Genomic DNA, 23,123 nt, shown 5'->3' on the forward strand with positions numbered 1-23,123 from the left:
CCCTAGTATTATATAATACTAAGGCTTAAAATGTTTGAGCCATTTTGTAGGGTTGAGAAAAATGTTGTTGCTTATATTAGGTTAGGGAAAACCTAATAGTATCATATGTGAACTTAATATTAATGGTTACAAGATTTTAGCGAGTGCTGAGTAGATTTTTATGAAAGAGCCAAATGCTAAATAATATATGTTTTAAAATAATATAAATAAAAGTGTTGCCTTATTAAAAAAAAGGTGTTATAATGACCTCAATGTATGCAATGATATTTATAATTCACATTTTACTAGGAATTATATTTTGTAACATATAATTCATAATAAAATGTGAATTTTTTATTTTAAAATATTAATTGACATATTAAATGATATTTTTAGGAGGTATTTTTATATGAATAAAGGTACAGTAAAATGGTTTAACTCAGAAAAAGGATTTGGCTTTATAGAAGCTGATAATGGAAAGGATGTATTCGTACATTTCTCAGCTATTGCAGGTGATGGATATAAATCTCTTCAAGAAGGTCAAAAAGTAAGCTTTGATATAACTCAAGGTCCTCGTGGAGATCAAGCTGCAAACGTAGTTGTACTATAATTTAGAAAAAGTATATTTTTGAACTTTAACATAATGGTTGAAGTGATTCTAAAAAGATTTAATCTTATTTCTTAATTAAGAAGAACCGTAGATTATTTGCATAAATGCAAATTAGTCTACGGTCTTTTATATATCCTGCAAAAGTTCTGTCATATTTTGCAACTATGAATATCTTAAAGTCCGCCAATTAATCAGGAATTTCTATAGAAATAGAATATAAAAAAATTAAAAATTACTAAAGGGGTTATTTCTCATAGTAATTTCCAAGTTACTTTGGTCATATATATTAGTGTTTTTAATTAAAACAGGCATTTAATAAGTCATCTGCTTGTTCTTCCGTAAATCCTTTTATTAAAATCATCTCACTAATTAAAAATCTTTTTGCATTCATCAACATCTGTTTTTCACTTGAATTTAAAGTTTTTATACTATTCATTCTTGTTAAATCACGAATTACTTCAGCACCTTGCTTTAAGGAACCAGATTTGATTTTATCCATATTTATTTGATATCTTTGTTTAGCAGGTATTATTTCTTGCGAGTCTGTGGCTTCATTACTAAAGAACTGCAATGTACTTTCTAAAGTAGCTTCATCATTAATAGGACGCAAATTCGAGCTTTGTATTCTATTAAATGGTATCATTATTTCCATTTTACTAATTAAAATCTTAATTATGTAATATTGCTGTTTTTCCCCTAACATTTCTTTTTCTTGTATAGATTCAATAATTCCAGCGCCTTGCATTGGGTAAACAACCTTATCTCCAATATTAAACAACCTTATCAACCTCCATGTTTAAATTTATCTATTTAAGTATAACATATACTAAGAACTTTAGCAAAAATTTTATTTTATCATGAATTTGATAATTATGTCAATAGTTTTTATATGTTGCATGGGGACGTTTCGCTTGGCACATAAAGAAAATTTAAACTGTTGATTATAATGGGGTACCTATAATGTCAGTAGCAAGATATCTAAAGTATATAGATAATAGTGAAAAGAGTTTTAATACTCAAAAGACTTACTGTTACTCTTTAAAACTATATTTTGAATATCTCAAAGAAATAGATGTTGATTATAGAAATGTTAATATAAATATACTATCAGATTTTGTAGGATGGCTTAGAAATCCTTATGAGAGTAATAAGGTAGTTAATATAAAACTAACTAAAGCAAAGAGAACTGAAAAGACAGTTAACTTAACTATAATCAAAAGTACCTACTCCAGCACAAGTTAAAAGAGAAATGAATGATAATAATAAAGATGCTATTATAGCCAGTTTAAAAAGAAAAATCAAAAGACTTGAAGAAGAAAATAAAGAACTTAAAGAACAACTCAAAGTTAATTATGCTGAGATATATAAACAATTATAAATCATTGAAAATTATGGTACAATTAAATATATAAATTAAGTTACAATTTCACTAAATTGTGCTTCATAAATTAGAATTTGGAGGTTAATCATGAAAAAATGGTATGATGAGGAGTATGAATTTGAAATTGAGGTAACTGGGTTTCTTCGCAGTGACCATACAGAGCGGTACTGCCGAAACGGCGAGGAAGTCGGGGATAAGTATACCTGCACCTATGGCTGTCCCATAAATGCGGATGGACAGGGTATCTGTTCCAAGGTCATGATGATTATGTTCCCAATCATGGAGTCGGTCAGAAGTGGCGGAGATTTAGAGAACATTGGCGGCAATGGCAAATATAGCAAGGACATTGTATGCCCAGATGGCTGCGTCATGTTCAGGCTGACGGCAAAGAAACTTGACAATGAGAATTTTTATAAGGGGAAGTTTTTTGATTAGTTTTGATTTTTATTGTGCTCAGTTTGAAGATAAGCCGAAATATATAAATTTCAGTTTGTAGTTGAGTTTATAGTCGCTATTAAAAGAATAATTTTTACATATTATAAATTTAGGGAGTAGATTTAATATATTACGAATCAAAGTCCAACAAAATTATTGATGGACTTTGTTAATATCACATACTACACATATATAGTATGTAAAGATTAAGTTTTTTAAAGTTTTTTCAAAATTTACTCTTGATAAGACCTTAATATGTTCTATGTTAATTCAAGAGCTATCATATAAAGAAAGCGTAATGGAGAAAGGGAAATAATAATTCAAACAAGAAATAAACCTAATGAACCTCAGTGTATCGAACTTCCAGGTGGGAGAATTGAAGAGTTTGAATCCCTTCTAGATGCTTTAAAACGTGAAGTAAAGGAAGAGACCGGACTAGATATCGTTTAAATTAATGGAGAGGAAATAGCAGTTAATACTAAAAATATAAATCTAGATTTTCAAGTTGAATGTATCCAACCCTTTGCTATATATCAGACTGTTAAGGGACCAGTAGATTCAATAGGAGTATATTTTAGATGTGAAGCAGAGGGGAAGTTAGTAGATTTAGGCGATGATACAAAAGATATTAGATGGGTTAATATTGAACGACTGAATTCAATGATGGAGCTTAATCCACTACAATTTTCAAACATTGATAGAGCGGGTATACTTTTTTATTTAAAAAGCATAGAATAAGGATATAACTAAAGTAGTTGTAAATGAAGAATCAGGAGTAGGAATATGATAGAAGAAATTAGCCATATAACTTTTATTGTGAAGGATTTAGAAAGGTCAACGAAATTTTTAAAATATATTTTTGATGCAGAGGAGGTATATTCAAGTGAAAATAAAACCTTTTCTTTGTCACGTGAAAAATTTTTTATAATTGGAGAGCATTGGATTGCCATAATGGAAGGTAAAGAACTAAATGAACGTACATATAATCATGTAGCTTTTAAAATAAGAGAGGAGGATTTCGAAAAGTACCTAAAGAGAATAGAAGAGTTAGGCCTGGATTTTAAGCCTCCTCGCCATAGAGTAGAAGGAGAAGGGCGCTCATTATACTTTTATGATTTCGATAATCATTTATTTGAGTTACATACTGGAACCCTTGAGGAAAGGTTACTAAGATATTCTATGGGTGAGAGGGTAGAGAAGTAGTATTGAATTCATAAATTTACAAAAAAGTAGATTATAATCAGAAGGTCAGTAATTTACTGCTTAGGCTTGATAAAAATAATGTTATAATATGGGATGAGGGGAATAGTAATGAAGGTAGTATATCGTTTATTATTTATTTTACATGTATTTGTAGGAATAGGCGCTATGGCTGGCGGGTTGGCTGCTATTAGTAATCCTTATAAGCCGCTTGGAATGCCGGTGGAGCCTTTAAAAAACTCGCCTTTTAGCAATTATCTTATACCTGGCATTATCTTATTTGTTATTATTGGTCTCGGAAATGTTTTTAGTGCTTTAATGCTTCATTTTAAGTTAAGATTTCAAGGCTATATAAGCAGCATTTTTAGTTGGGCTTTAGTCATTTGGATTGTGGTACAATGCATAATACTTAATGGTGTTGTATTTCTGCATGTTTTGTTTTTTTGTATAGGATTAATTGAGGCAGTTTTATCAGCCATTATTCTATTTGAGCAGCGTCTGTTTCCAACAAATATTATTATAAGTTTCTATAAAGGAATAAGAAAAAGTAATGTAATAAAATAAATATAGAATTTTAGAAGTAAATGAATATGATTGTATAAGAGAAATATACCAAGGACTTAAATTAATAAAAGGGGCTGTTGCACAACTAACTAAATAGTTAGCTGTGTAGCAGCCCTGTTTTATTTCAGATATAGAAAATGCGGGGCTCGAAAGCCCCGCAAATGTTGTATAATTATAGTATGCAAAAACCAAATTATCAACATAAAAATTATACTTCATCAAATGGATATTATCAACTGGTTCTTCCATTTGATTTTGAAATGTTGATACCTGAGGATGATTCAGTCCGCCTGCTTAGCCAAATATTGGAGGGATTAAATTACGAAAAATTATACAAGGCGTACTCTTCCGTTGGAAGAAAACCGGCAGTGGAACCTAAAATCCTATTTAAGGTATTAACATATGCTTATTCAAACAACATATATTCGAGTAGAAAGATTGAAACAGCATGCAGAAGGGATATTAACTTCATGTGGTTACTTCAAGGCGCGAAAGCACCGGATCACGCTACAATTGCTAGGTTTAGAAAAGAATATTTATCAGAAGCAGTGGAAGACTTGTTTTATCAGCTAGTTCAATATCTTCATAGTATAGGAGAAATCAATTTTGAGAATCTTTTTGTAGATGGAACGAAAATTGAAGCAAATGCTAATCGCTACACTTTTGTATGGAAAAAAGTTGTTAATAAAAATGAAAGCAAGATGTTTGAGAAGATACAGTCTTGCATTGAAGCTGTTAACTTAAGCTTTATGACAAACTTTGCTGTCGCAAAGGATAACACTGCTCAGGATATTAAGAAAGTACTTGACTTTATTAATCAAAAGATAAATGAAGAAAATATAGAGCTAGTTCATGGTATTGGTAAGCGCAAATCAAAGCTTCAGAAATTCAAAGAGGAGCTAGAATGTTACTATGAGCGTCAAGAGAAATACAACATGCATAATGGGATATTCAATGGAAGAAATAGTTATTCGAAGACTGACCATGATGCAACTTTTATGCACATGAAAGATGATCATATGCGCAACTCACAGCTAAAACCAGGTTACAATGTTCAAATAGGAGTAGAAAGTGAATATGTAACTGGTGTTGGTATATTTCAGGATAGAGCTGATATTACTACACTAATACCATTTCTAGATGATATGAAATCAAACTTAGGAGTTAAATATAAAAATATAATTGCTGATTCTGGTTATGAAAGTGAAGAGAATTATATTTACCTAGAAAATCAAGGGCAAAAATACTACATAAAACCTCAGACCTATGAAAAGTGGAAGAAGAAAAGCTTTAAGAAGGATATTAGCAAGCGTGAAAATATGACCTATAACGAAGAAAAAGATGAGTATACCTGCCATAATGGGAAGCATTTGAAAAAGATAGGTATAGCCCATAGAACTTCAGCTACTGGCTATAGTTCAGAGACAACTGTTTATGAATGTGAAGATTGCAGTAACTGCCAGTTTAAAGCAAAATGTACAAAAGCACGAGGAAATAGGAAAATGCAGGTATCTAAAACATTTGTAGCAAAGCGTCAGATATCCCTTGAAAACATAACATCCTCAGAGGGTATTATGTTAAGGATAAACCGTTCAATTCAAGTAGAAGGAGCTTTTGGAGTACTAAAAAATGACTACCAATTCAATCGTTTCTTAACACGTGGCAAAAATAGTGTTAAGAATGAGTTCCTTCTTCTTTGTTTTGGTTTCAATATAAATAAATTGCATTCAAAAATACAAAATGATAGGTGCAAAAAACATCTTCATGAAGCAAAAATAGCCTAAGAGTAAGACAAAATTTCTCAAAAAAGTGTTAGGCTTATTTAAGTGCGTCAAAAAATCAAGAATTCATGAAAACTTGGAGTAATGGCCCTGTTTTTATAATCGATTTTTATCTGAATACAAAAAAGGAGTGGAGCAAACTACTTTTTAAAGTAGTTTTGCGACACTCCCAACAAGATTAGTGAATATATGGAGACTTTAAAATTATTTTCGGTATAATCCTAAATCACAATTGTTAAAATCTTTGTCCATGGCTTATCACCTCTCTATGATTATAGTATGTGCAAGTTTAAAGCTAATATACTGGAAAATAGAGGAGATTAATAATTTTCTTTAAACCAATCAATTAATTTAGTGGATATACTTATACTTCTTCTTGTCAAAGGTAGAGCATTTGATAAATACCAGTCAGCATGTCCAATTTCTTTTCCGTCCACCTGTATTTCTCCTTCTGCATACTCAGCTGTAAAGCCTATCATCATTGAATTAGGAAAAGGCCAAGGTTGACTTCCAAAGTATCTTATATTTTTGACCTTGATTCCTGTTTCTTCAAATACTTCTCTAACAACACATTCCTCAAAGGTCTCTCCAGGCTCAACAAATCCTGCAAGTACGCTATACATTCCCTCAGGCGCTTGATTGTTATGAGCAAGCAGCAATTTATCCTCCTTTACAACAGCTACAATTATTGCTGGAGAAATCCTAGGATAATTTATAAAACCGCATTTTGGACATTTTTTAGCTCTTTCGTCTTCTAGATTTTCCGTTAAAGTACCACATCTGCCGCAATATTTATGATCTTTGTTCCAATTTACAATTTGAATAGCTCTTCCTACGAGCCAAAACATATCCTCTTCTATTAAGCTCATTAAAGGTCTAAGTTTAATAAGACGCATATTTTTAGGTAATATTTCATCTTTATATAATTCGCCGCAGAAACAGTTTTGACCGTTTAAAAGACCAAGATATTGAAGATTATATAAATTCATCCCCTCTAAATCTTTTTTCTTAGGTATTATAGCCTTTTCTTGCTGTAATATTATTAATAGCTCGTCGTTACAAAATAAAAAGTATAGGTCTTGCTCCGTTTTAGGCAAAATCTCTTCTACTGCGGATATAAAATCTACATAATTTTCATGATTACTCATTTGAATCTATCTCCTTCTAAAGACGTTTTATAATTAATAGTTAGTATTAAAAAATATATTATTTAAAATTTAGTTTTTTGACAGTGAACATTATGTATATTCGACAAGAATTTTTATTATCCTCTTACAGATTTTCATATGGTATTATAGAAAAATATGGATTACAATGTAATCATAGTTATTAATATTGTTGCTGATACAGATAAATTTATTTAATAGTCTAGGAATTAGTGTGAGGTGATTTATAATGATATCAATAGAACTTTTGCTTGAAAATAGGGAAGATATAGAAGTATTAGCTAATCTAATTACAGAAGACGATGTTGGGTTACTCTTAGAATGGCTAAACAGTAAAAATGATGATATACGCTATACTACTTTTTTACTTTTGAAAGAGGTGTCAAAGAAAAACGAATATATTTATCCTTATTGGAATGTACTTGTTGAAAAGTTAGCAAGTGATAATTCTTACCAAAGAAGTATAGGAACTATGATATTGGCAGAAAATTCAAAATGGGATGAAGATAATCTATGGCTAAGTACTATAGACCAATATCTCTCCTGTTGCGATGACGAAAAGTTTATTACCGCACGGCAAGCCATACAGGGGCTAAAAAACCTAGTAATTTTTAAATCAGAATTGCATATTAAAATAGCAAACTTTTTAATGAATATAGATGTATTAAAAAGAAAGGATAGTCAAAGAAAGCTTTTGCTAATGGATATTCTGTATATATTAATAGAAATTAATAAGATTAACCCCAATGATAACATAGTAGATTATATATATAAGGCTAATACAGGTGCAATACTTGATAAAAAGTCTATAAAAGCAATTGACGAAGCGATGAAAGCTTAGATAGTATACTGCTATTTAAATCCTATATTTATCGAATTGGTGATCTTTTTATTTAAGCATAAAAATGTAAAGGGAGGAATCTATATGAAGAATGAAATTTTATTTACTAGAGTAGGTTATTCATACCTGCCGACTACAAAGATAGATGAGTCTATTAATTGGTACATAAAAAATCTAGGATTAAAACTAGTTGATAAGTTTGAAGATAGAGGATCATTTATAGGAGTTTTACACTATCCTCATAAAAACGCTATTGCAGTAGTATTAATTGAAACAAAGGATTATAAGCCTCTTGAAATAATTAGGAATGGACAAAAGTTTCCGGTAATGGCTATGAACTGTCCTGATATCGAATATACTCATGAAAAATTGAAAGAAAAAGGAGTAGAAGTTGAAGATATCAATATTTTAGGTGAGGGTAAAGCAAAATATTTTTATTTTAAAGACAATGAAGGCAATCTATTGGAAGCAGCGTGGTCTACATGGGATCCAGTGGATGAATTTAAATTAAATTTTTAAAGCTTAAAGTTAAGAATATTTACTGGAAATACATAAGAATGGAGAGTAGTTATAAGAATGATTTACAGAGTTAATATAGTATTATTTGATAAATTTGAGACATTAGATGTTTTTGGACCTGTAGAAGTATTCGGTTGTCTACCAGATTTTTTTAACTTAAATTTTATATCTCTAGAGGGTGGAATCATATCAAGTACTCAAAATGTAAGAGTAGAGTCTAATACTTACACTAATGATAATGAGGTAGAAAATATTTTATTCGTACCAGGTGGACTAGGCACAAGAGAAAAAGTAAAGGATAAAAATTTAGTCGATCTAATAAAAAGTATGGCAAAGGAATCTAAATATATTATGAGTGTTTGCACAGGTGCAGCTTTATTAGCTAAAACAGAAATATTAAATGGAAAAAAGGCTACTACAAATAAAAAAGCATTTAAATGGGTTATGGAGCAAGGAAAAAATGTATTGTGGGTAAAAGAGTCAAGATGGGTAGTAGATGGAAATATTTTCACATCCTCGGGAGTTTCGGCAGGAATAGATATGACATTAGGTTTTATTGAACATTTGATTGGAAAAGAAAAAGCTGTAAAAATAAGCAATAATATTGAGTATTGTTGGAATGATGATAGTAAATTTGATCCCTTCGCTAAATTAAATGGATTAATATAGATCATCTGAATTATAACAAGAATTTAGTTTAAAGATTATGGGTATTAGAATATACAAGTAAGCATAACTTCCACCTATTATAAAGTAAGTGAAAGTTATAGCAATAGTATAAAGAACCATATTTTAAAGAGACTATTCAAAACCCAATCTATTATATAACCAGTTCTCAATCTTACTTTTGTAACGGAACATCAAAAATAATAATATTGCAGATAGAACACCTATTATTATCCAGGTTATAAGAGAAAAAGAAATCATGCCTGATCCAATTAAAGAAGCAAATACTATGTTTGGTAATCTTCCAAAGATAGTTAGAATTAAAAACAATCTAAAATTTATATTTGACAACCCAGCTAAGAAACATAATGCATCATCAGGAAAGAAGGGTAAAAGAAATAGAATAAATAAGCTTAAGCAAGATTTTCCAGAAAATACTTTGCTATATTTATTAAAAATCGACTGCCCTACAAATTTTACTGCTAAAGGTTTACCAAAGGTCCTTGCTAGATAAAATGCTATCAATGACCCAAGTATTATCCCTGAGCTGCTTAATAATGAAGCTGATATTCCCCCAAATAGTGCACCGCCTGCTAGAGCAGTGAGGTTTCCAGGTATAGGAGATATAATCACTTGACCTATTTGAATTAAGAAAAATACTATAGGAGCTAGAGCTCCTTGTCTTATAACGAAACCCTTAAAGTTCTCAGGTGAAGAAAAGATCTCTTTTATATGCTCATATAAATTAAACTTGTTAAAACAATAAAATATTGTACCTAAGATAATAAAAAATATAATTGATTTAATTATGATTTTGCTTTTCAAAATAGTGCCCTCCCTTATACTTTTGTACTCTGATTAATTATAAGGGTAAGAGCTTAGGATTAAGTTAATTAAATCTTATATTTTACTTAAGAAGCTATTATATATTTCTTAAATCTGAAAAATTATCCTAGTGAGGTCATTTTATGAAAACTATAAATTATAATGAAATAAGTAAAATATATGGCAAGGTCAGGGGAGAGCAATTTTTAGAATTAGTTTTTACTTTTTAGAATTAAGTAGGTTGCATAAAGATGTAGTTTACTATTTTACTTTGATTAAGTAAAATAGTAAACTACTTATAGGTTGAATGATATTTTATTATAGAAAGGTTAGATGAAATCTGTAGAAGAAAATAATTCATAGATATAGAAATTTTTAAAACATAGGAGGAATTTGTTATGACAGTACAAAAAGTTATATTTCATATAGATGAAATTAGTAAATGGAAGCTATTATTAAAAAACGTAGCTAATTTATTGCAAGCTATAGATATTGAAAAATATAATATAGAAGTTTTAGCTAATTCAGAAGCAGTAAAGCTTTATAGTGTCAATGAAGAGTTAGATGAAAATATTGATTCTATGAAAAAGTTAAATAACAAGGGAGTTAGTTTTGTTGCCTGTAACAATGCATTAATGGCTTACCATATAAAAAAAGATGATTTGTTTGATTTCATAAATATAGTGCCAGTTGGAGTTTTAGAGCTTATAAATAAACAAAGTGAAGGATATGCCTATATAAAACCTTAGCTGGAAGAGTGTATTGAGGTATCATATTAATGGAACTGATGGAATTAGGGGGAGGCTTTCAATGAAACACCAATTGCTGAAGGGCTATAATTTGATGTTCACAGACAAATAGAGATATTAGAAAAAATTATTATGTTAAGCGAAACTCTAAGTGAAGCCATAGAAAGAGCAAAAACATTAGATTTGGACAATTATTATATAGGTGCCGGCTGTATTACACAAACAGTTTGGAATTATCTGTCTAATAATCCATTAGACTATGGAATAAAGGATATTGATTTTGTATATTTTGATGATAATAATCTAGATTTAGAAGCTGAGAATGAGGTTATTTTAAAAATAAATAATCTTTATTCAGATTTAAAAATTCATATTGATATAAAGAATCAAGCTAGAGTTCATCTATGGTATAAATCACATTTTGGTTATGAAATAAAACCCTATAGCTCATTAGAAGATGCCATAAACACATGGCCCACAACGGCTACTGCCATTGGAGTAAGAAAAGAAAAAAACAATGAATTTAAAGTGTATGCTCCCTTTGGGTTAAATGATTTATTCGGGAAGATTGTAAGAGCAAACAAGGCACAGATAACAGAGGAAATTTATAAAAGCAAAGTAGCAAGTTGGACTAGTAAATGGGAGGGCTTAACAGTTATTCCTTGGCATCAATAAAAGAATAAAGTATATTTCATCACAGAAGATATTAGAGCAGATGGATTGGAAAGTAAAGAGGTTAGATTTTTTGATATAAAAATTTTACTGATAGCATTCATATGCCTGATAGACCTGTTATAAGAGAGTTTATTAAAAATAATCAATATAAATTGAACAAGTAAATGCAGCTTAACCGGGGGTGACTATAATTAAAATTGACAGATTGATTGGAATTTTAACCATATTATTGCAGAATGAAAAAGTAACCGCCCCTTATCTTGCAGAAAGGTTTGAGGTTTCAAGGAGGACAATCAATAGGGACATTGAAGATATTTGCAAAGCAGGCATTCCCATTGTCACATTGCAGGGAGCTAAGGGCGGTATAACAGTTGCGGAAGGGTATAAAATAGACAAAACTATTTTTACCGATGAGGAGATTCAAGCCATATTTACAGGTCTTAAGAGCCTTGATAGTATTTCAGAGACATCAAAGTATAGACAGCTCATTGATAAGTTTTCCTCTGATAAAAAAAGTATTTATTCCACTGAAAGCAATATTTTAATAGATCTTTCCTCACACTATAAAAGTACACTATCGGTAAAAATTGAAGAAATAAGAAAGGCCATATTAGAAAGACGCCTGATTTCCTTTGATTATTATTACAGCAAAGGAGAATCCCGAAAGCTAATTGAACCATATCTTATAGTATTCAAATGGTCCTCATGGTATGTGTTTGGGTATTGCTGCGAGAAAAATGATTTCCGCATGTTTAAGCTAAATCGTCTTTGGAATCTCTCTGTCACAGGAGAGCATTTTAAATTGCGGGATATTCCGCAGGAACAAAGGGAATTTGATAATTATTTTAAAGACGAGATTATGCTAATTGCCATCTTTGACAAGAGCGTTAAGTATAGACTAATCGAGGAATATGGAATAGAATGTTTTTCTTATACAGAGGAGGATAAACTTCTTTTTAAGTTTGGCTTTACTAATAAAGGAACTTTGCTTAGTTGGATTTTAAGTTTCGGAGATAAGGCAGAGATCATTGAACCTGCGGAGCTACGATCAGAGGTAAAAATACAAGCAAAAAACCTCATGAAAAAATATTTATAATCATGACATAATGATGTCCTGTTTCATTTGATATAATCAATCAAAAACAATATGGAGGTATATCAAATGGTAGAATCAAGATGTGGAATTTTATGCAGTGAGTGTGAGTATAAGGAGAAAATGAATTGTAAGGGTTGTGTTAACATAGACAAGCCTTTCTGGGGAGATAGCTGCAGGGTGAAAGTCTGCTGTGAGAGCAAAAATAAGGAACACTGTGGATTGTGTAATGACTTCCCCTGTACTTTACTGAAGGAGTTTGCCTATGATGAAAATCAGGGCGACAATGGAAAAAGGATTGAACAATGTAAAAAATGGTGCACGTTATAAGGAGGATATAAATATGAAATTTTCTTGCCCAGTTATAATAGTTGAAAGTATTGAAAAATCAAGAAAGTTTTATGAAGAGGTGCTTGGTCAAAAAGTAATATTAGATTTTGGAGAGAATATAACTTTTGAAGGAGACTTTGCGCTGCAAAGTAAATCATCTTGGCAAGGCTTTATTGATAAAAAAGCAGAGGAGATAATACAAAAACCCAATAGCTTTGAACTTTACTTTGAAGAAGAAAATTTTGATATTTTCATGGAGTGTCTAAAAGCGATACCAGATATTGAATATGTTCATCCTGTAAAAGAATACTCTTGGGGGCAGCAGGTTATCCGCTTTTATGACCTAGATGGACATATCATTGAAGTGGGAGAAAGTATGAGATCTGTTGTAAAACGTTTTTTGGCAAGTGGAATGACCATAGAGGAAACTTCTAAGCGTTCTCAATATCCAATTGAATTTGTTAAATCCTGCTTAGAATAAAGAGTGTAGCTATTTTATCTATATATACTTTTAAATAATACAGACAGGGGGACTAGCTTACTTAGTACCCCTAAGGTTTTTGCATTTAATTATTTAAGATTTGTAGTAAAGTGTAAAAATATAACTTATAATGATATTTATAGAATAAATTTTTTGGAGGAAATATAGATGGAGCTTATTTTTAAAGATGTGAATAAAGATAATTGGGAGCAATGCGTGAACTTAAAGGTCTCCGAGAAACAACAGAACTATGTTGCTTCAAATTGGTACTCAATATTGCAGGCAAAATTTGAAGAAGAACTTTATCCATTATGTATTTATCATGGAGAAGTAATGGTTGGTTTCTTAATGTATGGTCTAGATCCAGATACGAACAGAATGGAAATGTGCAGATTAATGATTAGTGAGAATTCTCAAGGGAAAGGCTATGGAAAAAGTGCAGTATTAAAATTGTTCGATGTAATTAGAGAAAAATATGGCAATATTAAGTTTTATACCAGTATTGAGCCTGAAAATATAGTTGCAGAAAAATTATATGAAAGTGTAGGATTTAAGAAAACGGGCGAAATAATGTGGGATGAAGAAGTAATGGTAGTTCAATTGTAAACAGTATTTTAAATTTTCATCATAGACAGTATAGAAATAAAAGTAAGAAAGTTTATTATAGAGATAAACGAGTGAAAGAAATTGGAGGTTGATTTAAATGATAAGAAGAATTGTTATTCCACCCTATGATAAATATGAGTTGTCTACTTTTGTAATAAATGATAATACCGTTTATATAGGTCATTTTGGTGGTAACGGAGCTACAGTAGAAGAACAGTTGGAAAATACTTTGAAAAATCTTCAAAAGTCACTAGAAGAAATAAGTTTAGGCCTTGAAAATGTAGTTAAGCTCACAATAATACTTAAAGATATAAAAGATTTTCACAAAATACATAGTATTTGGACAAAATATTTTACCATAGATAACTATCCTGTAAGAACTACAATTACATCAGGCTTTATTGATGATTCTTGTTTGGTACAAATTGAAGGTATTGCTTGTTATAGCTAACCTCTGTATTAGGAGATGGTGAAAATTAAGGAGTTGCTTGACTATTATAATAATTACGATGAAGATATAAGATTACAAAAGAGTAAGCTACATAACATTGAGTATTTGACAACAATTAGTTATATAGAAAAGATTATATCACCAAGTTCTGAGATATTAGATGTTAGTGCAGGAACAGGAATATATTCATTTTACTTAGCAAACAAAGGTCATGATGTAACCGCTGGTGATGTAGTTCCAAGGTTTGTTGATATTATGACGGAAAAAAAGAAAAAAACAAGTGCAAAAGTTAATATATACTTAGGTGATGTAAGAGATTTATCTATGTTTAGTAAAAATAGCTTTGATGTGGTGCTATGTATGGGACCAATTTATCATTTAAAGGAAGATGTTGAACGAAGAAGAGCTATAGATCAATGCACAAAAGTATTAAAGAAAAATGGAATACTAGCTGTAGCATATATCAATAAATATGCCTCTTATGTATCCAACTTTAGAAGGACTAAAGATATAAAGGACATTTATAATATAGAAGCTATAATGGATAAAGGTTATTATACTGAAGGTAAAGAAGGCTGTTTTTACTTCTCATCTCCAGAAGAAATTGAGAATTTAATGAAAGATTATAATGTAAATAAAATATATAACTTAGGAACAGATGGTATTGGGTATTTAATTGGAGAAAGAATATTAAATCTAAATGAAGAAGAGTACAAGCATTGGTTAGAATATCATCTTAGGACTTGTGAAAATGAATCATTACTGGGATATAGTCTTCATGGTTTGTTTATAGGTGAAAAGTTAGATTAACTGAGGTAGAGAGGATATAAAGCAATGAAAATAAAAATTATACATGATGCTAGCATAGTCTATGAGTTTTTAAAAAGCAAAAGCAGATATAATTATATATATCAATTTAGTAATTTATCTCCGAGATACTGGGAAAATGTAGTGTGCTATGGATTGTTTGATAATAATGAAATAAAAGAGATAGCTATGTTAAATATTAATTATGATATTCCGGTTTTGCTTGCAGCTAGCTTTGATCACACAGAGTATAGCATAGAATTGATAAAGAGAATAAAGAAATTACTTCCGGCCACCTTCTATAGCCATATTAATAGAGAAACATTAGAAGAAGTTTTTACACAAAGTAGTATTTCAGAGCTAGAGGAATATATGAACATGGGATTGTGTGATTATTCATTGATAAATAAAAAGTATGATGATCATATTGAAAGACTTAGCTTTAAGAATATTAAAGCTATTAAAGAACTTATTTCAATAAGTTATCCAGAAGCCTGGTTAGATGATGAGTTAGTGAAACTCAATGAAAATTTTGGAATATATGTTGACGAAAAGTTAGTAAGCTTTGCAGGTATACATGCTTACTCTGAAGATTATGGAGTTGCTGCTATAGCTCATGTAACAACTCATCCCAATTATAGAAGAAGTGGACATGCCGAAAAAGTTATAGCAGCATTAGCAAATAGCCTTAAAGAAAAGGTTGATTTTATAGGACTAAATGTAAAGGTTGATAATTTACAAGCTATTAATTGTTATAAGAAATTAGGCTTTAGTGAATTTGGAAAGTTTGTGGCCTGTGTAATAGAAAATAGGGGGTAATATATATAATAAAAAAATACTGTTCTTTGAAAAGAAAATAACAGGGTATAAGAAACGGAAAATGCTCACTATGTTATATAAAAATAGCAATGCTACAGATTGAAATGTAAGCCATAATTATCAGATAAAATAGATTTATTTTAAAGGAGAGTAGCATTTTTGTGAAAAGGGAAATAGAAAATAATTACTATCAGATAGGGGAAGTCTCCAAAATATGCAATATAGCTATAAGGACACTGCATTATTATGATGAAATTGATTTAATTAAGCCCAGTGTAGTTGATAGTCAAAGTAATTACAGATATTATTCACCAGAGCAAATACCAGTAATTTTAGTAGTTAAGAATTATAAAACTGCTGGATTTACTCTAAAACAGATAAAAAAATTAATATCAAGAGAGAGTATAGAATGTATTCAATTATTGGCTAAAGCTCAGTGTGATGTTATTGATCGAAAAATATTAGAACTTACTTTAGCGAAAGAAAGATTACAATTGTATACACTTCAAAATGAAGAGAGAATATCAGGTGATGACAATATTCAGTTAAAAGAATTTCCTCATACATATGTGGCGTACATAAGATATAAATCTCCTTGTACAAAAGAAAACTTCTATCTTAGATATGCAGAGTTATGTAAAATAATAGAAGCAAATCAATTGCATATGGTAGGAACTATGATGGCAGTATATTATGAAGCATATGAAAATCCAAACTATGAAAACATGGATTTTGAAGTATGCGTAAGGGTAGCAGAACAAGAAGAAAGAAAAGGTATTGTAAAAAAATTCGGTGGTTTTTTGGCTTTGACTGCAATACATTATGGAAGTTATGAAAGAATTCCAAATACTTGTTTAAAAATGTTTGATTGGATGAATGAAAATAATTATTTACCATATGGACCTTATGTTGAAAATTATATTGTTGATATATCAAGCACTTTAAGTGAAGAAAATTATATTACTGAACTAATTAGACCAGTAAAAAAAAGCACTTGACTCTACAGTTACTGTAGGATGTATTATTAAAATAATAAATTTGTTAGAGGAGGAGTATAATGGAACACTTAGTGTATTGCGATGCAAAGGCAAAGGTTTTAAATAAAATTTTAAATGGAACAAAAACAATGATTATTAGAGGAGCAGCTGGAAGAAAATTACCTCATGGTAGAGTATTTGAAGGTGAAAGTCTTTATTTTATCGAAAATAATGGTGATGGATTAATTAAAGCAAAGGCTGTAGTTAAAAGTGTATTTAATTCTGAAAAAATGACAGAGGACGAATCAAAAGAGGTTGTTGCTAAAAATCAAGATAAATTAAACTTAACAGAAGCTCAAATAAAACGTTGGGCTGGCAAGAAAGTTCTTTGCTTAATAGAAATAAAAGATGCTGAAGCAATTGAGCCTCTAAAATTCTCTCGTCAAAATAATATGGATGATTGGATTACAGTAGAGAGTATATCCACTGTTCTAGAGGGGTCAAGCGAAGAATATCATAGTATTAGAGCGAAAAAGTAAACAATTTATATACCTATACCGTATTATTCAGAAATGAATTCTGCGGTATTTTTATGCTGTCATGTATAGGGAAACAAAGGTGAAACTTAACTTATACATGTTCCAAAATGGCATCTTTAAGCCATTATGGGGCATGTATAAGTTAATAGTTGAACTTGTTTCCCTATAAGAAGGTTATTCTAACTTTAATGCTTAGAAAGTAAATTATTATTTTATAGGAGAATAGATCATGAGAAACTTCTTTTTAAAAACAAAAAGATTAGGCTTTTCAATATGGAGTGAAAAAGACTTATTGGACGCTTCAGAGCTTTGGGGTAATGCGGAAGTAACAAAGTTTATTGTATCATCTGGCAAAATGTCAGAAGATGAGATACACCAAAGACTAAAAAAGGAAATGGAGACTTATAATAAGGCTAAGGTTCAGTATTGGCCAATTTTTTTAATAGAAACCAATGAAAATATAGGATGCTGTGGTTTGAGGCCTTATGATCCTGAAAAAAATATTTTTGAATTAGGAATACATTTGAAGGATAAGCATTGGGGAAAAGGTTTTGCACAAGAGGCCTGTCTGGCAGTTATAGAATATGCTTTTAACAATCTTGGGGCAAATGCACTTTTTGCTGGACACAATCCTAAAAATGTAAGCTCTGCTCAATTGCTTAAAAAGCTTGGATTTACCTATACTCATGATGAGTTTTATCCGCCCACAGGTTTATATCATCCTTCATACTTGATGACAAAGCAAGAATATAAGAATAAGTAAAAAAGCATATATAAATTATTTATGGTGTATTTTAAAGTGGAACAATTCATATAGAGGGAGAGGATTTTTATATGGTAGAGATAACATTAATCATATTAGGAATAGGGTATTTAATTTATAGAGTTGCCTTTGAAATACCAAAAGACATTAAGAGAACAGAAGGCAAAATTGATATGTTAAGTTTGCAGCTTAAAGAAATCAATCTTAAATTAAATGAGCTTGATAAAAAATTAGAACAGAAGCAATAGGAAATATTTATACTGTTATTTGGAAAAATGTATATTTGGCGGAAGGAGAAAAACAATGGAGTGTAAGGTAAAAAATATATCTATAAATTATGAAATAATAGGCGATGGAAAGCCTATTATTATGTTACATGGTTATTCTGTAGACCACAGATTAATGCTGGGATGCATGGAGCCTCTTTTTAGTGAAAAAGATAATTATAAAAGAATATATATTGACTTACCAGGCATGGGCAAATCTGAGAGTGCTGAATGGATTAATAATGCTGAAACTATGCTTGATATCATAATTGACTTTATTGGTAAAATCATACCAAAGGAAAACTTTCTAATTGTAGGGGAGTCCTATGGAGGTTATTTATCAAGGGGGGTAATATACAAAATGACACATAGGGTAGATGGTATTGCATTAATCTGCCCAGTCACAATTGCAGATAATAAAAAACGAAATGTTCCTCAGCATATTGTTTTATCAAAAGATAATAAGTTATTTTCTAAACTGACGTCGGAGGAAGCAGAAGATTTCAATTCTATGGCAGTGGTTCAAAGTGAAGCAATTTATGAAAGATATAAAAATGAAATAATGTCTGGGGTTAAAATAGCAGATAATAGATTTCTAGAAGGCTTTAAAGAAACTGGTTATGGCTTCTCCTTTGATGTAGATAAGTTAAACGAAAAATTTGACAAACCTGCTCTTATGTTATTAGGAAGACAAGACTCTTGTGTTGGATATAAGGATGCATGGAGTATTCTAGAAAACTTTTCAAGAGCAACCTTTGCTGTATTGGATAGAGCAGGACATAATTTACAGATAGAGCAAGAGGTCTTATTTAACTCTCTCATGAATGAATGGCTTGAACGAGTTAATGAAACTAACAGGTAATTAAGCTAAAAGATCTTAAGCAACAAAATGTGAGAGGAAAGTATTATGAAAAAAGGTATTAATTCTTATTTTGAAATATGTACTGTAGTATCAATAATAAAGAATTGGAGTAAGCTTTCAAAGATAGGCAGTAAAGAATTAATAGTAGATTATATTAAATTTATCAAGAAAGATTTTTAATCATGTAAGAAACGAATTTATAGAGAAAGGTTTAAAGGTGAGATATACATGTTTCTTTTACAAATGTCTGGAGCGCAAGGTTCAGGGAAATCAACTCTTGCTAAGGAGATATCAAGGCATATAAATTCTATTATTCTAGATCATGATGTTATAAAGTCATCCTTCAGCAAGTTATACGAGAAAAGTTATTGACTATATGGAAAATGAATTTATTCCTTAGTATGGTTCAAAATGCTTTTTTTAAAAGAACAGCTGAGGGGGCTCCTATTTGGAAGGATTCTTATCACTATGCAATGCTTTCTAGTGAATGGAAGGACTAAAACACTGATATAAGAAAAATTGAGGTGAACACTGATGGAATTTAATAAAAAAGAAATTCTTAATGATTTGCCCAGTGAATTAAGGGCAATTATTAATGAAGGAATATGGGAAAAGGATACTATGGGGATGTCCGATTCTAAAGTATATAGAATTAGAAATACTAGTTTAGGCGGAAATGGTTATTTGAAAATTATGCATCATAATAGTAGTGAAAGTCTTAGCTATGAAAGAGATATTTATAATTGGCTAGAAAATAGACTTCCAGTGCCTAAAGTCCTTTATTATTCAAAAGATGATACAAAAGAAATTTTATTTATCTCTGAGATAGGTGGGAGGAACGGAGCTGATGAAGAACTTGGGTTACCACCAGAATACATTGCTAAACTTACGGCTCAAGGGCTTAAGACCGTTCATTCTTTAGATATAAAAGATTGTCCTTATATTAGTACCTTAGATAATAAATTAGCAATAGCCCATGAAAGGATAGTAAATGGAGAGGTAGATGAAGAGGATTTTGAAGAGAGCTATAGAGGAAAAAAGGTCGAAGAGCTATATGATATTTTAATTAAAACTAAACCCAAAGATGAGGATCTAGTTTTTACTCACGGAGATTATTGTTTGCCTAATATCATGATTTTTAATAAAGAAATAAGTGGATTTATAGATATGGGTAGAGCTGGAGTAGCAGACAGATATCAAGATATTGCATTGGCTTTGAGAACCCTTAAGCATAATTTCAATGATGAAAAACTAGAAGAAATATTTTTATCAACCTATGGTATAGAGGAAGTAAATCTTGAAAAAGTAAGATACTATATATTATTAGATGAATTATTTTAAAATAAATCTTTAATAATTCATACTTTTTTGTCTTTTGCTTTACAAAAGGCAATTTTTATATAGCTATGTGTAAAAATATAACTTATAATCAAAATATAGGAGAGAGGATTGCAATATAAAAGGGAGAAAAAGAAAAATGAATGTAGGGGAACATAGATTTAAAAATGTAAAGTATAGAGATATTAATAAGCTTTTTTTAGAAAATAAACTTTATGTTTCAGCAGTATATGTATTAGAAACTAAATACATGCTAGAGGTTTTAGTACCAAGAGATTTTGCTAGAAGCTTTGGAGAACATTATAAAGGGTCAATAGGAGAAAGATGGGAAAGAGATATAAGAGGAAACTCAAATGCAAAAGATCCTTTACAAAATGCTAAGTATCATATTGAAATTAACGGGTTAAAAGTACATTCCTGTGGTACTTCCTTTAGATATGAACCTGAAAACTTTGAGGAAGAGGTAAGAAGTAAAATTATCTTAGAAGATATGGATGAGAAAGTTGTAGATAAAGACATTCCTATTAATGAGTTGCTAGAAGGTATTCAAGAGCACATGTGGGAAATCCAACCATCATTAGGAAAAGAAATAAATAATCTTTTTAAAAATGAAGAGCTGAAAAATGCATTAGCATCATCATTAGCCACCTTAAAATCTTTAGAATTAGCTGATGCCAACGATTCTGAGAAATCTCGGGAAAAATATGAACTCGAAAAGGAGAGGCGAGAAAAAGCTTTTTTTCATAAATTCAGAGAAAGTGTAATTCTCCCAGAACATTTAAAGAATCAGCCCGTGATCATTATGAATCTAATATTCCCACCTAGGGCTAAGTATAATTCAATATTAAATAGAGAAATAGAGAGTCTAAAATTTGTATATAAGGATTATACAAAATATTTTTTACCTCGAATAAATCTTCAACTGCCTTTTGGAAGATTCAACGAAGTTGTTAAGAGTGATTCTGAAATTTGGGGAGAATTTACAGAAAAAATATTCATAGAGGATATTATTGAATGTAAGAAAGAACATGAACCCATTATGGACTCCGTAAAAGAAGGAATGCCTCAGGGTAAAAAAGCAGTTTATATAACCTATGAAACCTTAGATAATGCATTAGTAATTCCTCTTTTCTATACTAAAGAATTATTAAATTCTCATGATTTTTCTCAAGTGGTATTCACTACCCCATTACTATTAAAAGACAAGAGTACAAAAGGGTTTAATAAGTATATTGATTTTGTTGGATATATAGATGAAAACAAGGATTTAGTGGATTTTGAGCTATTTCAGTTAATAGTTACTTTTGTTTGCAATGAGGAGATCTCGTTGATATAAAAATTACTTAAATATAAGGAGGCGCCAATGATTAAATATGTTAATTCTTTAGATAATATAAATGAAGAAAATTTGCAAGGATTTTTCGTGGGATGGCCAAACCCTCCCAGTACGAAAAAGCATATGGATTTGTTAAGAAATAGTGATTATCTTTGGCTGGCTATAGAAGATTCTACTGGTGAAGTAATAGGCTTTATAACTGCTATATCTGATAATGTTTTAAGTGCATATATTCCTTTTTTAGAGGTGCTGCCTAATTGTCAGCACAGAGGTATTGGCTCTCGATTAGTCAAGCTAATGCTAAATACCTTAAAGGATTTATACATGATTGATTTGCTTTGTGATGAGGAACTAATGCCTTTTTATAAGTTATTAGGCATGTTTAAGAGTGAAGGTATGATGATTCGCAATTTTCATAAACAAAGTGGCAAATAAAAAGACCTATAAATTATATTTTTAATTTAATAATATTTCAATTATCTGCAAGTCAATCTTAAATTTTACTTTTTCATATATTAAAATAGTATATTTTATGCTTGTAAGAAAAGAAAAAGGTAGAGCCTAGGGTTATCCTAAGAGCTACCTTTTTAATTACTCTTTAAACTCTGTAACTACATTAGAGTTTATTTCCGTTGGAGCCTTTGGCCTTATTTTACTTATGGCAAAGTCATAACCACCGGTGGAGGTAAAGGTTACAAGCATAGCATTAATAAACATTAGATATACACCTGTTATAGTAAAACTATTGGTTAGTAAGCTGCATATTAAAATATTAAAAAAAGCTACTATAAAAGTAAAATATTTGGTGGGAATCTTTTTTATCCATGGAAGCTCTTTGAAAAATTGAACCATCAACATGGTAACAACTACGGTTCCCATAAAGGTCTTTAGGTAGTCTACTGAAATAAAATTATTAAAATCCATTTCTAACCTCCTTTCTTTAATATTACTGGATTATATTTAACGACGCTAATATGAGAATTTATGTGTAAGATAATAGTGCTATCATACTATTTATTATATTCACTCCTTAACTAACTGGCTCCTTGCTAATTTCCTCTATT

General features: G+C 30.3%; 33 protein-coding genes and 1 pseudogene. 30 read left to right on the forward strand and 4 right to left on the reverse strand.

All coding sequences use genetic code 11. The features are described from left to right. The first annotated feature begins 388 nt into the window (after positions 1-388). On the forward strand, positions 389-589 hold the full coding sequence (locus BN2665_RS12835; RefSeq protein ID WP_055667509.1) for a cold-shock protein: 201 nt from the start codon (positions 389-391) through the stop codon (positions 587-589). A 295-nt stretch (positions 590-884) separates the two neighbouring features. Here BN2665_RS12835 and BN2665_RS12840 read toward each other — a convergent pair whose 3' ends face one another. Continuing rightward, a complete protein-coding gene (locus tag BN2665_RS12840) occupies positions 885-1,367 on the reverse strand; it encodes a CarD family transcriptional regulator (protein WP_074042308.1) in 483 nt (160 codons plus the stop codon). A 182-nt stretch (positions 1,368-1,549) separates the two neighbouring features. Here BN2665_RS12840 and BN2665_RS12845 point away from each other — a divergent pair, with 182 nt between their 5' ends. From BN2665_RS12845 to BN2665_RS12870, 7 genes and pseudogenes are all read left to right on the forward strand, one after another. After that, complete coding sequence (locus tag BN2665_RS12845; RefSeq protein WP_055667510.1) at positions 1,550-1,831, forward strand: site-specific integrase; 282 nt, start codon at positions 1,550-1,552, stop codon at positions 1,829-1,831. A gap of 7 nt (positions 1,832-1,838) precedes the next feature. Continuing rightward, positions 1,839-1,967, forward strand: coding sequence for a hypothetical protein (locus BN2665_RS27745; protein WP_278335896.1), 129 nt, complete (start codon positions 1,839-1,841; stop codon positions 1,965-1,967). Between the two features lie 90 nt (positions 1,968-2,057). Next, positions 2,058-2,405, forward strand: coding sequence for a TIGR04076 family protein (locus BN2665_RS12855; protein WP_041173129.1), 348 nt, complete (start codon positions 2,058-2,060; stop codon positions 2,403-2,405). A gap of 309 nt (positions 2,406-2,714) precedes the next feature. Further along, positions 2,715-2,855: pseudogene (locus BN2665_RS27470) on the forward strand (NUDIX hydrolase); the annotation flags it as partial. 333 nt (positions 2,856-3,188) lie between these two features. Further along, positions 3,189-3,608 carry a FosX/FosE/FosI family fosfomycin resistance hydrolase gene (gene fosX / locus BN2665_RS12860; protein ID WP_055667511.1) on the forward strand — a complete coding sequence of 140 codons (420 nt, stop codon included), beginning with the start codon at positions 3,189-3,191 and terminating at the stop codon, positions 3,606-3,608. Between the two features lie 108 nt (positions 3,609-3,716). After that, the gene (locus tag BN2665_RS12865; RefSeq protein WP_055667512.1) at positions 3,717-4,169 is read left to right on the forward strand and encodes a hypothetical protein; all 453 of its coding nucleotides are present in this window, start codon (positions 3,717-3,719) and stop codon (positions 4,167-4,169) included. Between the two features lie 179 nt (positions 4,170-4,348). After that, positions 4,349-5,953, forward strand: coding sequence for an IS1182 family transposase (locus BN2665_RS12870; protein WP_055665788.1), 1,605 nt, complete (start codon positions 4,349-4,351; stop codon positions 5,951-5,953). A gap of 317 nt (positions 5,954-6,270) precedes the next feature. On the opposite strand, the gene nudC is transcribed toward BN2665_RS12870, so the two are convergent. Further along, positions 6,271-7,098: an NAD(+) diphosphatase gene (gene nudC, locus BN2665_RS12875; RefSeq protein WP_055667513.1), complete on the reverse strand. Its 828-nt coding sequence runs from the start codon at positions 7,096-7,098 to the stop codon at positions 6,271-6,273. A gap of 247 nt (positions 7,099-7,345) precedes the next feature. Here nudC and BN2665_RS12880 point away from each other — a divergent pair, with 247 nt between their 5' ends. The 3 genes from BN2665_RS12880 to BN2665_RS12890 all read left to right on the forward strand — a co-directional run bounded on the left by BN2665_RS12880 (position 7,346) and on the right by BN2665_RS12890 (position 9,145). Beyond that, positions 7,346-7,957: a hypothetical protein gene (locus BN2665_RS12880; RefSeq protein ID WP_055667514.1), complete on the forward strand. Its 612-nt coding sequence runs from the start codon at positions 7,346-7,348 to the stop codon at positions 7,955-7,957. A gap of 84 nt (positions 7,958-8,041) precedes the next feature. Next, positions 8,042-8,476: a VOC family protein gene (locus tag BN2665_RS12885; RefSeq protein WP_055667515.1), complete on the forward strand. Its 435-nt coding sequence runs from the start codon at positions 8,042-8,044 to the stop codon at positions 8,474-8,476. A 57-nt stretch (positions 8,477-8,533) separates the two neighbouring features. Next, complete coding sequence (locus BN2665_RS12890; protein WP_055667516.1) at positions 8,534-9,145, forward strand: DJ-1/PfpI family protein; 612 nt, start codon at positions 8,534-8,536, stop codon at positions 9,143-9,145. Positions 9,146-9,277: 132 nt separating this feature from the next. On the opposite strand, the gene BN2665_RS12895 is transcribed toward BN2665_RS12890, so the two are convergent. Continuing rightward, a complete protein-coding gene (locus BN2665_RS12895) occupies positions 9,278-9,967 on the reverse strand; it encodes a TVP38/TMEM64 family protein (protein ID WP_055667517.1) in 690 nt (229 codons plus the stop codon). Between the two features lie 398 nt (positions 9,968-10,365). On the opposite strand from BN2665_RS12895, the gene BN2665_RS12900 reads away from it, so the two are divergent. The 19 genes from BN2665_RS12900 (at position 10,366) to BN2665_RS12975 (ending at position 22,494) form a co-directional block, all read left to right on the forward strand. Then, positions 10,366-10,716 carry a DsrE family protein gene (locus tag BN2665_RS12900; RefSeq protein WP_055667518.1) on the forward strand — a complete coding sequence of 117 codons (351 nt, stop codon included), beginning with the start codon at positions 10,366-10,368 and terminating at the stop codon, positions 10,714-10,716. 132 nt (positions 10,717-10,848) lie between these two features. Continuing rightward, entirely contained in the window at positions 10,849-11,391 is a 543-nt protein-coding gene (locus BN2665_RS12905) for a nucleotidyltransferase family protein (RefSeq protein WP_074042310.1), read from the forward strand. A 181-nt stretch (positions 11,392-11,572) separates the two neighbouring features. Next, positions 11,573-12,487 (forward strand): helix-turn-helix transcriptional regulator, encoded by a 915-nt coding sequence (locus BN2665_RS12910; RefSeq protein WP_341452630.1) that lies wholly within the window; start codon positions 11,573-11,575, stop codon positions 12,485-12,487. Between the two features lie 66 nt (positions 12,488-12,553). Beyond that, positions 12,554-12,814, forward strand: a complete 261-nt coding sequence (locus BN2665_RS12915; protein WP_055667520.1) for a DUF3795 domain-containing protein — start codon at positions 12,554-12,556, stop codon at positions 12,812-12,814. A 13-nt stretch (positions 12,815-12,827) separates the two neighbouring features. Beyond that, entirely contained in the window at positions 12,828-13,295 is a 468-nt protein-coding gene (locus BN2665_RS12920; protein WP_055667521.1) for a VOC family protein, read from the forward strand. Between the two features lie 168 nt (positions 13,296-13,463). Then, positions 13,464-13,901, forward strand: coding sequence for a GNAT family N-acetyltransferase (locus BN2665_RS12925; protein ID WP_055667522.1), 438 nt, complete (start codon positions 13,464-13,466; stop codon positions 13,899-13,901). A gap of 97 nt (positions 13,902-13,998) precedes the next feature. Continuing rightward, positions 13,999-14,352 carry a RidA family protein gene (locus tag BN2665_RS12930; protein ID WP_055667523.1) on the forward strand — a complete coding sequence of 118 codons (354 nt, stop codon included), beginning with the start codon at positions 13,999-14,001 and terminating at the stop codon, positions 14,350-14,352. A gap of 18 nt (positions 14,353-14,370) precedes the next feature. After that, a complete protein-coding gene (locus BN2665_RS12935) occupies positions 14,371-15,162 on the forward strand; it encodes a class I SAM-dependent methyltransferase (RefSeq protein ID WP_055667524.1) in 792 nt (263 codons plus the stop codon). A gap of 24 nt (positions 15,163-15,186) precedes the next feature. Next, complete coding sequence (locus tag BN2665_RS12940; RefSeq protein ID WP_055667525.1) at positions 15,187-15,978, forward strand: GNAT family N-acetyltransferase; 792 nt, start codon at positions 15,187-15,189, stop codon at positions 15,976-15,978. Positions 15,979-16,139: 161 nt separating this feature from the next. Continuing rightward, positions 16,140-16,976: a MerR family transcriptional regulator gene (locus BN2665_RS12945; RefSeq protein ID WP_055667526.1), complete on the forward strand. Its 837-nt coding sequence runs from the start codon at positions 16,140-16,142 to the stop codon at positions 16,974-16,976. Positions 16,977-17,035: 59 nt separating this feature from the next. Continuing rightward, positions 17,036-17,494: a hypothetical protein gene (locus BN2665_RS12950; RefSeq protein WP_055667527.1), complete on the forward strand. Its 459-nt coding sequence runs from the start codon at positions 17,036-17,038 to the stop codon at positions 17,492-17,494. A 229-nt stretch (positions 17,495-17,723) separates the two neighbouring features. Continuing rightward, positions 17,724-18,257: a GNAT family N-acetyltransferase gene (locus tag BN2665_RS12955; protein WP_055667528.1), complete on the forward strand. Its 534-nt coding sequence runs from the start codon at positions 17,724-17,726 to the stop codon at positions 18,255-18,257. A gap of 71 nt (positions 18,258-18,328) precedes the next feature. Then, on the forward strand, positions 18,329-18,505 hold the full coding sequence (locus tag BN2665_RS27025) for a hypothetical protein (RefSeq protein ID WP_154674941.1): 177 nt from the start codon (positions 18,329-18,331) through the stop codon (positions 18,503-18,505). 55 nt (positions 18,506-18,560) lie between these two features. Beyond that, a complete protein-coding gene (locus BN2665_RS12960; RefSeq protein ID WP_055667529.1) occupies positions 18,561-19,385 on the forward strand; it encodes an alpha/beta fold hydrolase in 825 nt (274 codons plus the stop codon). Positions 19,386-19,430: 45 nt separating this feature from the next. Then, positions 19,431-19,565: a hypothetical protein gene (locus tag BN2665_RS27750; protein ID WP_278335897.1), complete on the forward strand. Its 135-nt coding sequence runs from the start codon at positions 19,431-19,433 to the stop codon at positions 19,563-19,565. Positions 19,566-19,613: 48 nt separating this feature from the next. Then, complete coding sequence (locus BN2665_RS27030; protein WP_154674942.1) at positions 19,614-19,757, forward strand: zeta toxin family protein; 144 nt, start codon at positions 19,614-19,616, stop codon at positions 19,755-19,757. A 162-nt stretch (positions 19,758-19,919) separates the two neighbouring features. Further along, positions 19,920-20,726: an APH(3') family aminoglycoside O-phosphotransferase gene (locus BN2665_RS12965; protein ID WP_055667530.1), complete on the forward strand. Its 807-nt coding sequence runs from the start codon at positions 19,920-19,922 to the stop codon at positions 20,724-20,726. Between the two features lie 136 nt (positions 20,727-20,862). Next, entirely contained in the window at positions 20,863-22,059 is a 1,197-nt protein-coding gene (locus BN2665_RS12970; RefSeq protein ID WP_055667531.1) for a hypothetical protein, read from the forward strand. 27 nt (positions 22,060-22,086) lie between these two features. Next, positions 22,087-22,494 carry a GNAT family N-acetyltransferase gene (locus tag BN2665_RS12975; protein WP_207643692.1) on the forward strand — a complete coding sequence of 136 codons (408 nt, stop codon included), beginning with the start codon at positions 22,087-22,089 and terminating at the stop codon, positions 22,492-22,494. A 156-nt stretch (positions 22,495-22,650) separates the two neighbouring features. Here the strand turns inward: BN2665_RS12975 and BN2665_RS12980 are convergent, their stop codons facing one another. After that, the gene (locus BN2665_RS12980; RefSeq protein ID WP_055667532.1) at positions 22,651-22,983 is read right to left on the reverse strand and encodes a hypothetical protein; all 333 of its coding nucleotides are present in this window, start codon (positions 22,981-22,983) and stop codon (positions 22,651-22,653) included. Between the last annotated feature and the right edge of the window lie 140 nt (positions 22,984-23,123).

The organism is Desnuesiella massiliensis (assembly GCF_001403615.1).
In the GTDB taxonomy this organism is placed as follows: domain Bacteria; phylum Bacillota; class Clostridia; order Clostridiales; family Clostridiaceae; genus Desnuesiella; species Desnuesiella massiliensis.

Bases quoted from the DNA above. Each gene is read 5' to 3' on its own strand.
- BN2665_RS12835 (WP_055667509.1), top strand. From the start codon at position 389: ATGAATAAAGGTACAGTAAAATGGTTTAACTCAGAAAAAGGATTTGGC.
- BN2665_RS12845 (WP_055667510.1), top strand. From the start codon at position 1,550: ATGTCAGTAGCAAGATATCTAAAGTATATAGATAATAGTGAAAAGAGT.
- BN2665_RS27745 (WP_278335896.1), top strand. From the start codon at position 1,839: ATGAATGATAATAATAAAGATGCTATTATAGCCAGTTTAAAAAGAAAA.
- BN2665_RS12855 (WP_041173129.1), top strand. From the start codon at position 2,058: ATGAAAAAATGGTATGATGAGGAGTATGAATTTGAAATTGAGGTAACT.
- fosX (WP_055667511.1), top strand. From the start codon at position 3,189: ATGATAGAAGAAATTAGCCATATAACTTTTATTGTGAAGGATTTAGAA.
- BN2665_RS12865 (WP_055667512.1), top strand. From the start codon at position 3,717: ATGAAGGTAGTATATCGTTTATTATTTATTTTACATGTATTTGTAGGA.
- BN2665_RS12870 (WP_055665788.1), top strand. From the start codon at position 4,349: ATGCAAAAACCAAATTATCAACATAAAAATTATACTTCATCAAATGGA.
- nudC (WP_055667513.1), bottom strand. From the start codon at position 7,098: ATGAGTAATCATGAAAATTATGTAGATTTTATATCCGCAGTAGAAGAG.
- BN2665_RS12880 (WP_055667514.1), top strand. From the start codon at position 7,346: ATGATATCAATAGAACTTTTGCTTGAAAATAGGGAAGATATAGAAGTA.
- BN2665_RS12885 (WP_055667515.1), top strand. From the start codon at position 8,042: ATGAAGAATGAAATTTTATTTACTAGAGTAGGTTATTCATACCTGCCG.
- BN2665_RS12890 (WP_055667516.1), top strand. From the start codon at position 8,534: ATGATTTACAGAGTTAATATAGTATTATTTGATAAATTTGAGACATTA.
- BN2665_RS12900 (WP_055667518.1), top strand. From the start codon at position 10,366: ATGACAGTACAAAAAGTTATATTTCATATAGATGAAATTAGTAAATGG.
- BN2665_RS12905 (WP_074042310.1), top strand. From the start codon at position 10,849: ATGTTAAGCGAAACTCTAAGTGAAGCCATAGAAAGAGCAAAAACATTA.
- BN2665_RS12915 (WP_055667520.1), top strand. From the start codon at position 12,554: ATGGTAGAATCAAGATGTGGAATTTTATGCAGTGAGTGTGAGTATAAG.
- BN2665_RS12920 (WP_055667521.1), top strand. From the start codon at position 12,828: ATGAAATTTTCTTGCCCAGTTATAATAGTTGAAAGTATTGAAAAATCA.
- BN2665_RS12925 (WP_055667522.1), top strand. From the start codon at position 13,464: ATGGAGCTTATTTTTAAAGATGTGAATAAAGATAATTGGGAGCAATGC.
- BN2665_RS12930 (WP_055667523.1), top strand. From the start codon at position 13,999: ATGATAAGAAGAATTGTTATTCCACCCTATGATAAATATGAGTTGTCT.
- BN2665_RS12940 (WP_055667525.1), top strand. From the start codon at position 15,187: ATGAAAATAAAAATTATACATGATGCTAGCATAGTCTATGAGTTTTTA.
- BN2665_RS12950 (WP_055667527.1), top strand. From the start codon at position 17,036: ATGGAACACTTAGTGTATTGCGATGCAAAGGCAAAGGTTTTAAATAAA.
- BN2665_RS12955 (WP_055667528.1), top strand. From the start codon at position 17,724: ATGAGAAACTTCTTTTTAAAAACAAAAAGATTAGGCTTTTCAATATGG.
- BN2665_RS27025 (WP_154674941.1), top strand. From the start codon at position 18,329: ATGGTAGAGATAACATTAATCATATTAGGAATAGGGTATTTAATTTAT.
- BN2665_RS12960 (WP_055667529.1), top strand. From the start codon at position 18,561: ATGGAGTGTAAGGTAAAAAATATATCTATAAATTATGAAATAATAGGC.
- BN2665_RS27750 (WP_278335897.1), top strand. From the start codon at position 19,431: ATGAAAAAAGGTATTAATTCTTATTTTGAAATATGTACTGTAGTATCA.
- BN2665_RS27030 (WP_154674942.1), top strand. From the start codon at position 19,614: ATGTTTCTTTTACAAATGTCTGGAGCGCAAGGTTCAGGGAAATCAACT.
- BN2665_RS12965 (WP_055667530.1), top strand. From the start codon at position 19,920: ATGGAATTTAATAAAAAAGAAATTCTTAATGATTTGCCCAGTGAATTA.
- BN2665_RS12970 (WP_055667531.1), top strand. From the start codon at position 20,863: ATGAATGTAGGGGAACATAGATTTAAAAATGTAAAGTATAGAGATATT.
- BN2665_RS12975 (WP_207643692.1), top strand. From the start codon at position 22,087: ATGATTAAATATGTTAATTCTTTAGATAATATAAATGAAGAAAATTTG.
- BN2665_RS12980 (WP_055667532.1), bottom strand. From the start codon at position 22,983: ATGGATTTTAATAATTTTATTTCAGTAGACTACCTAAAGACCTTTATG.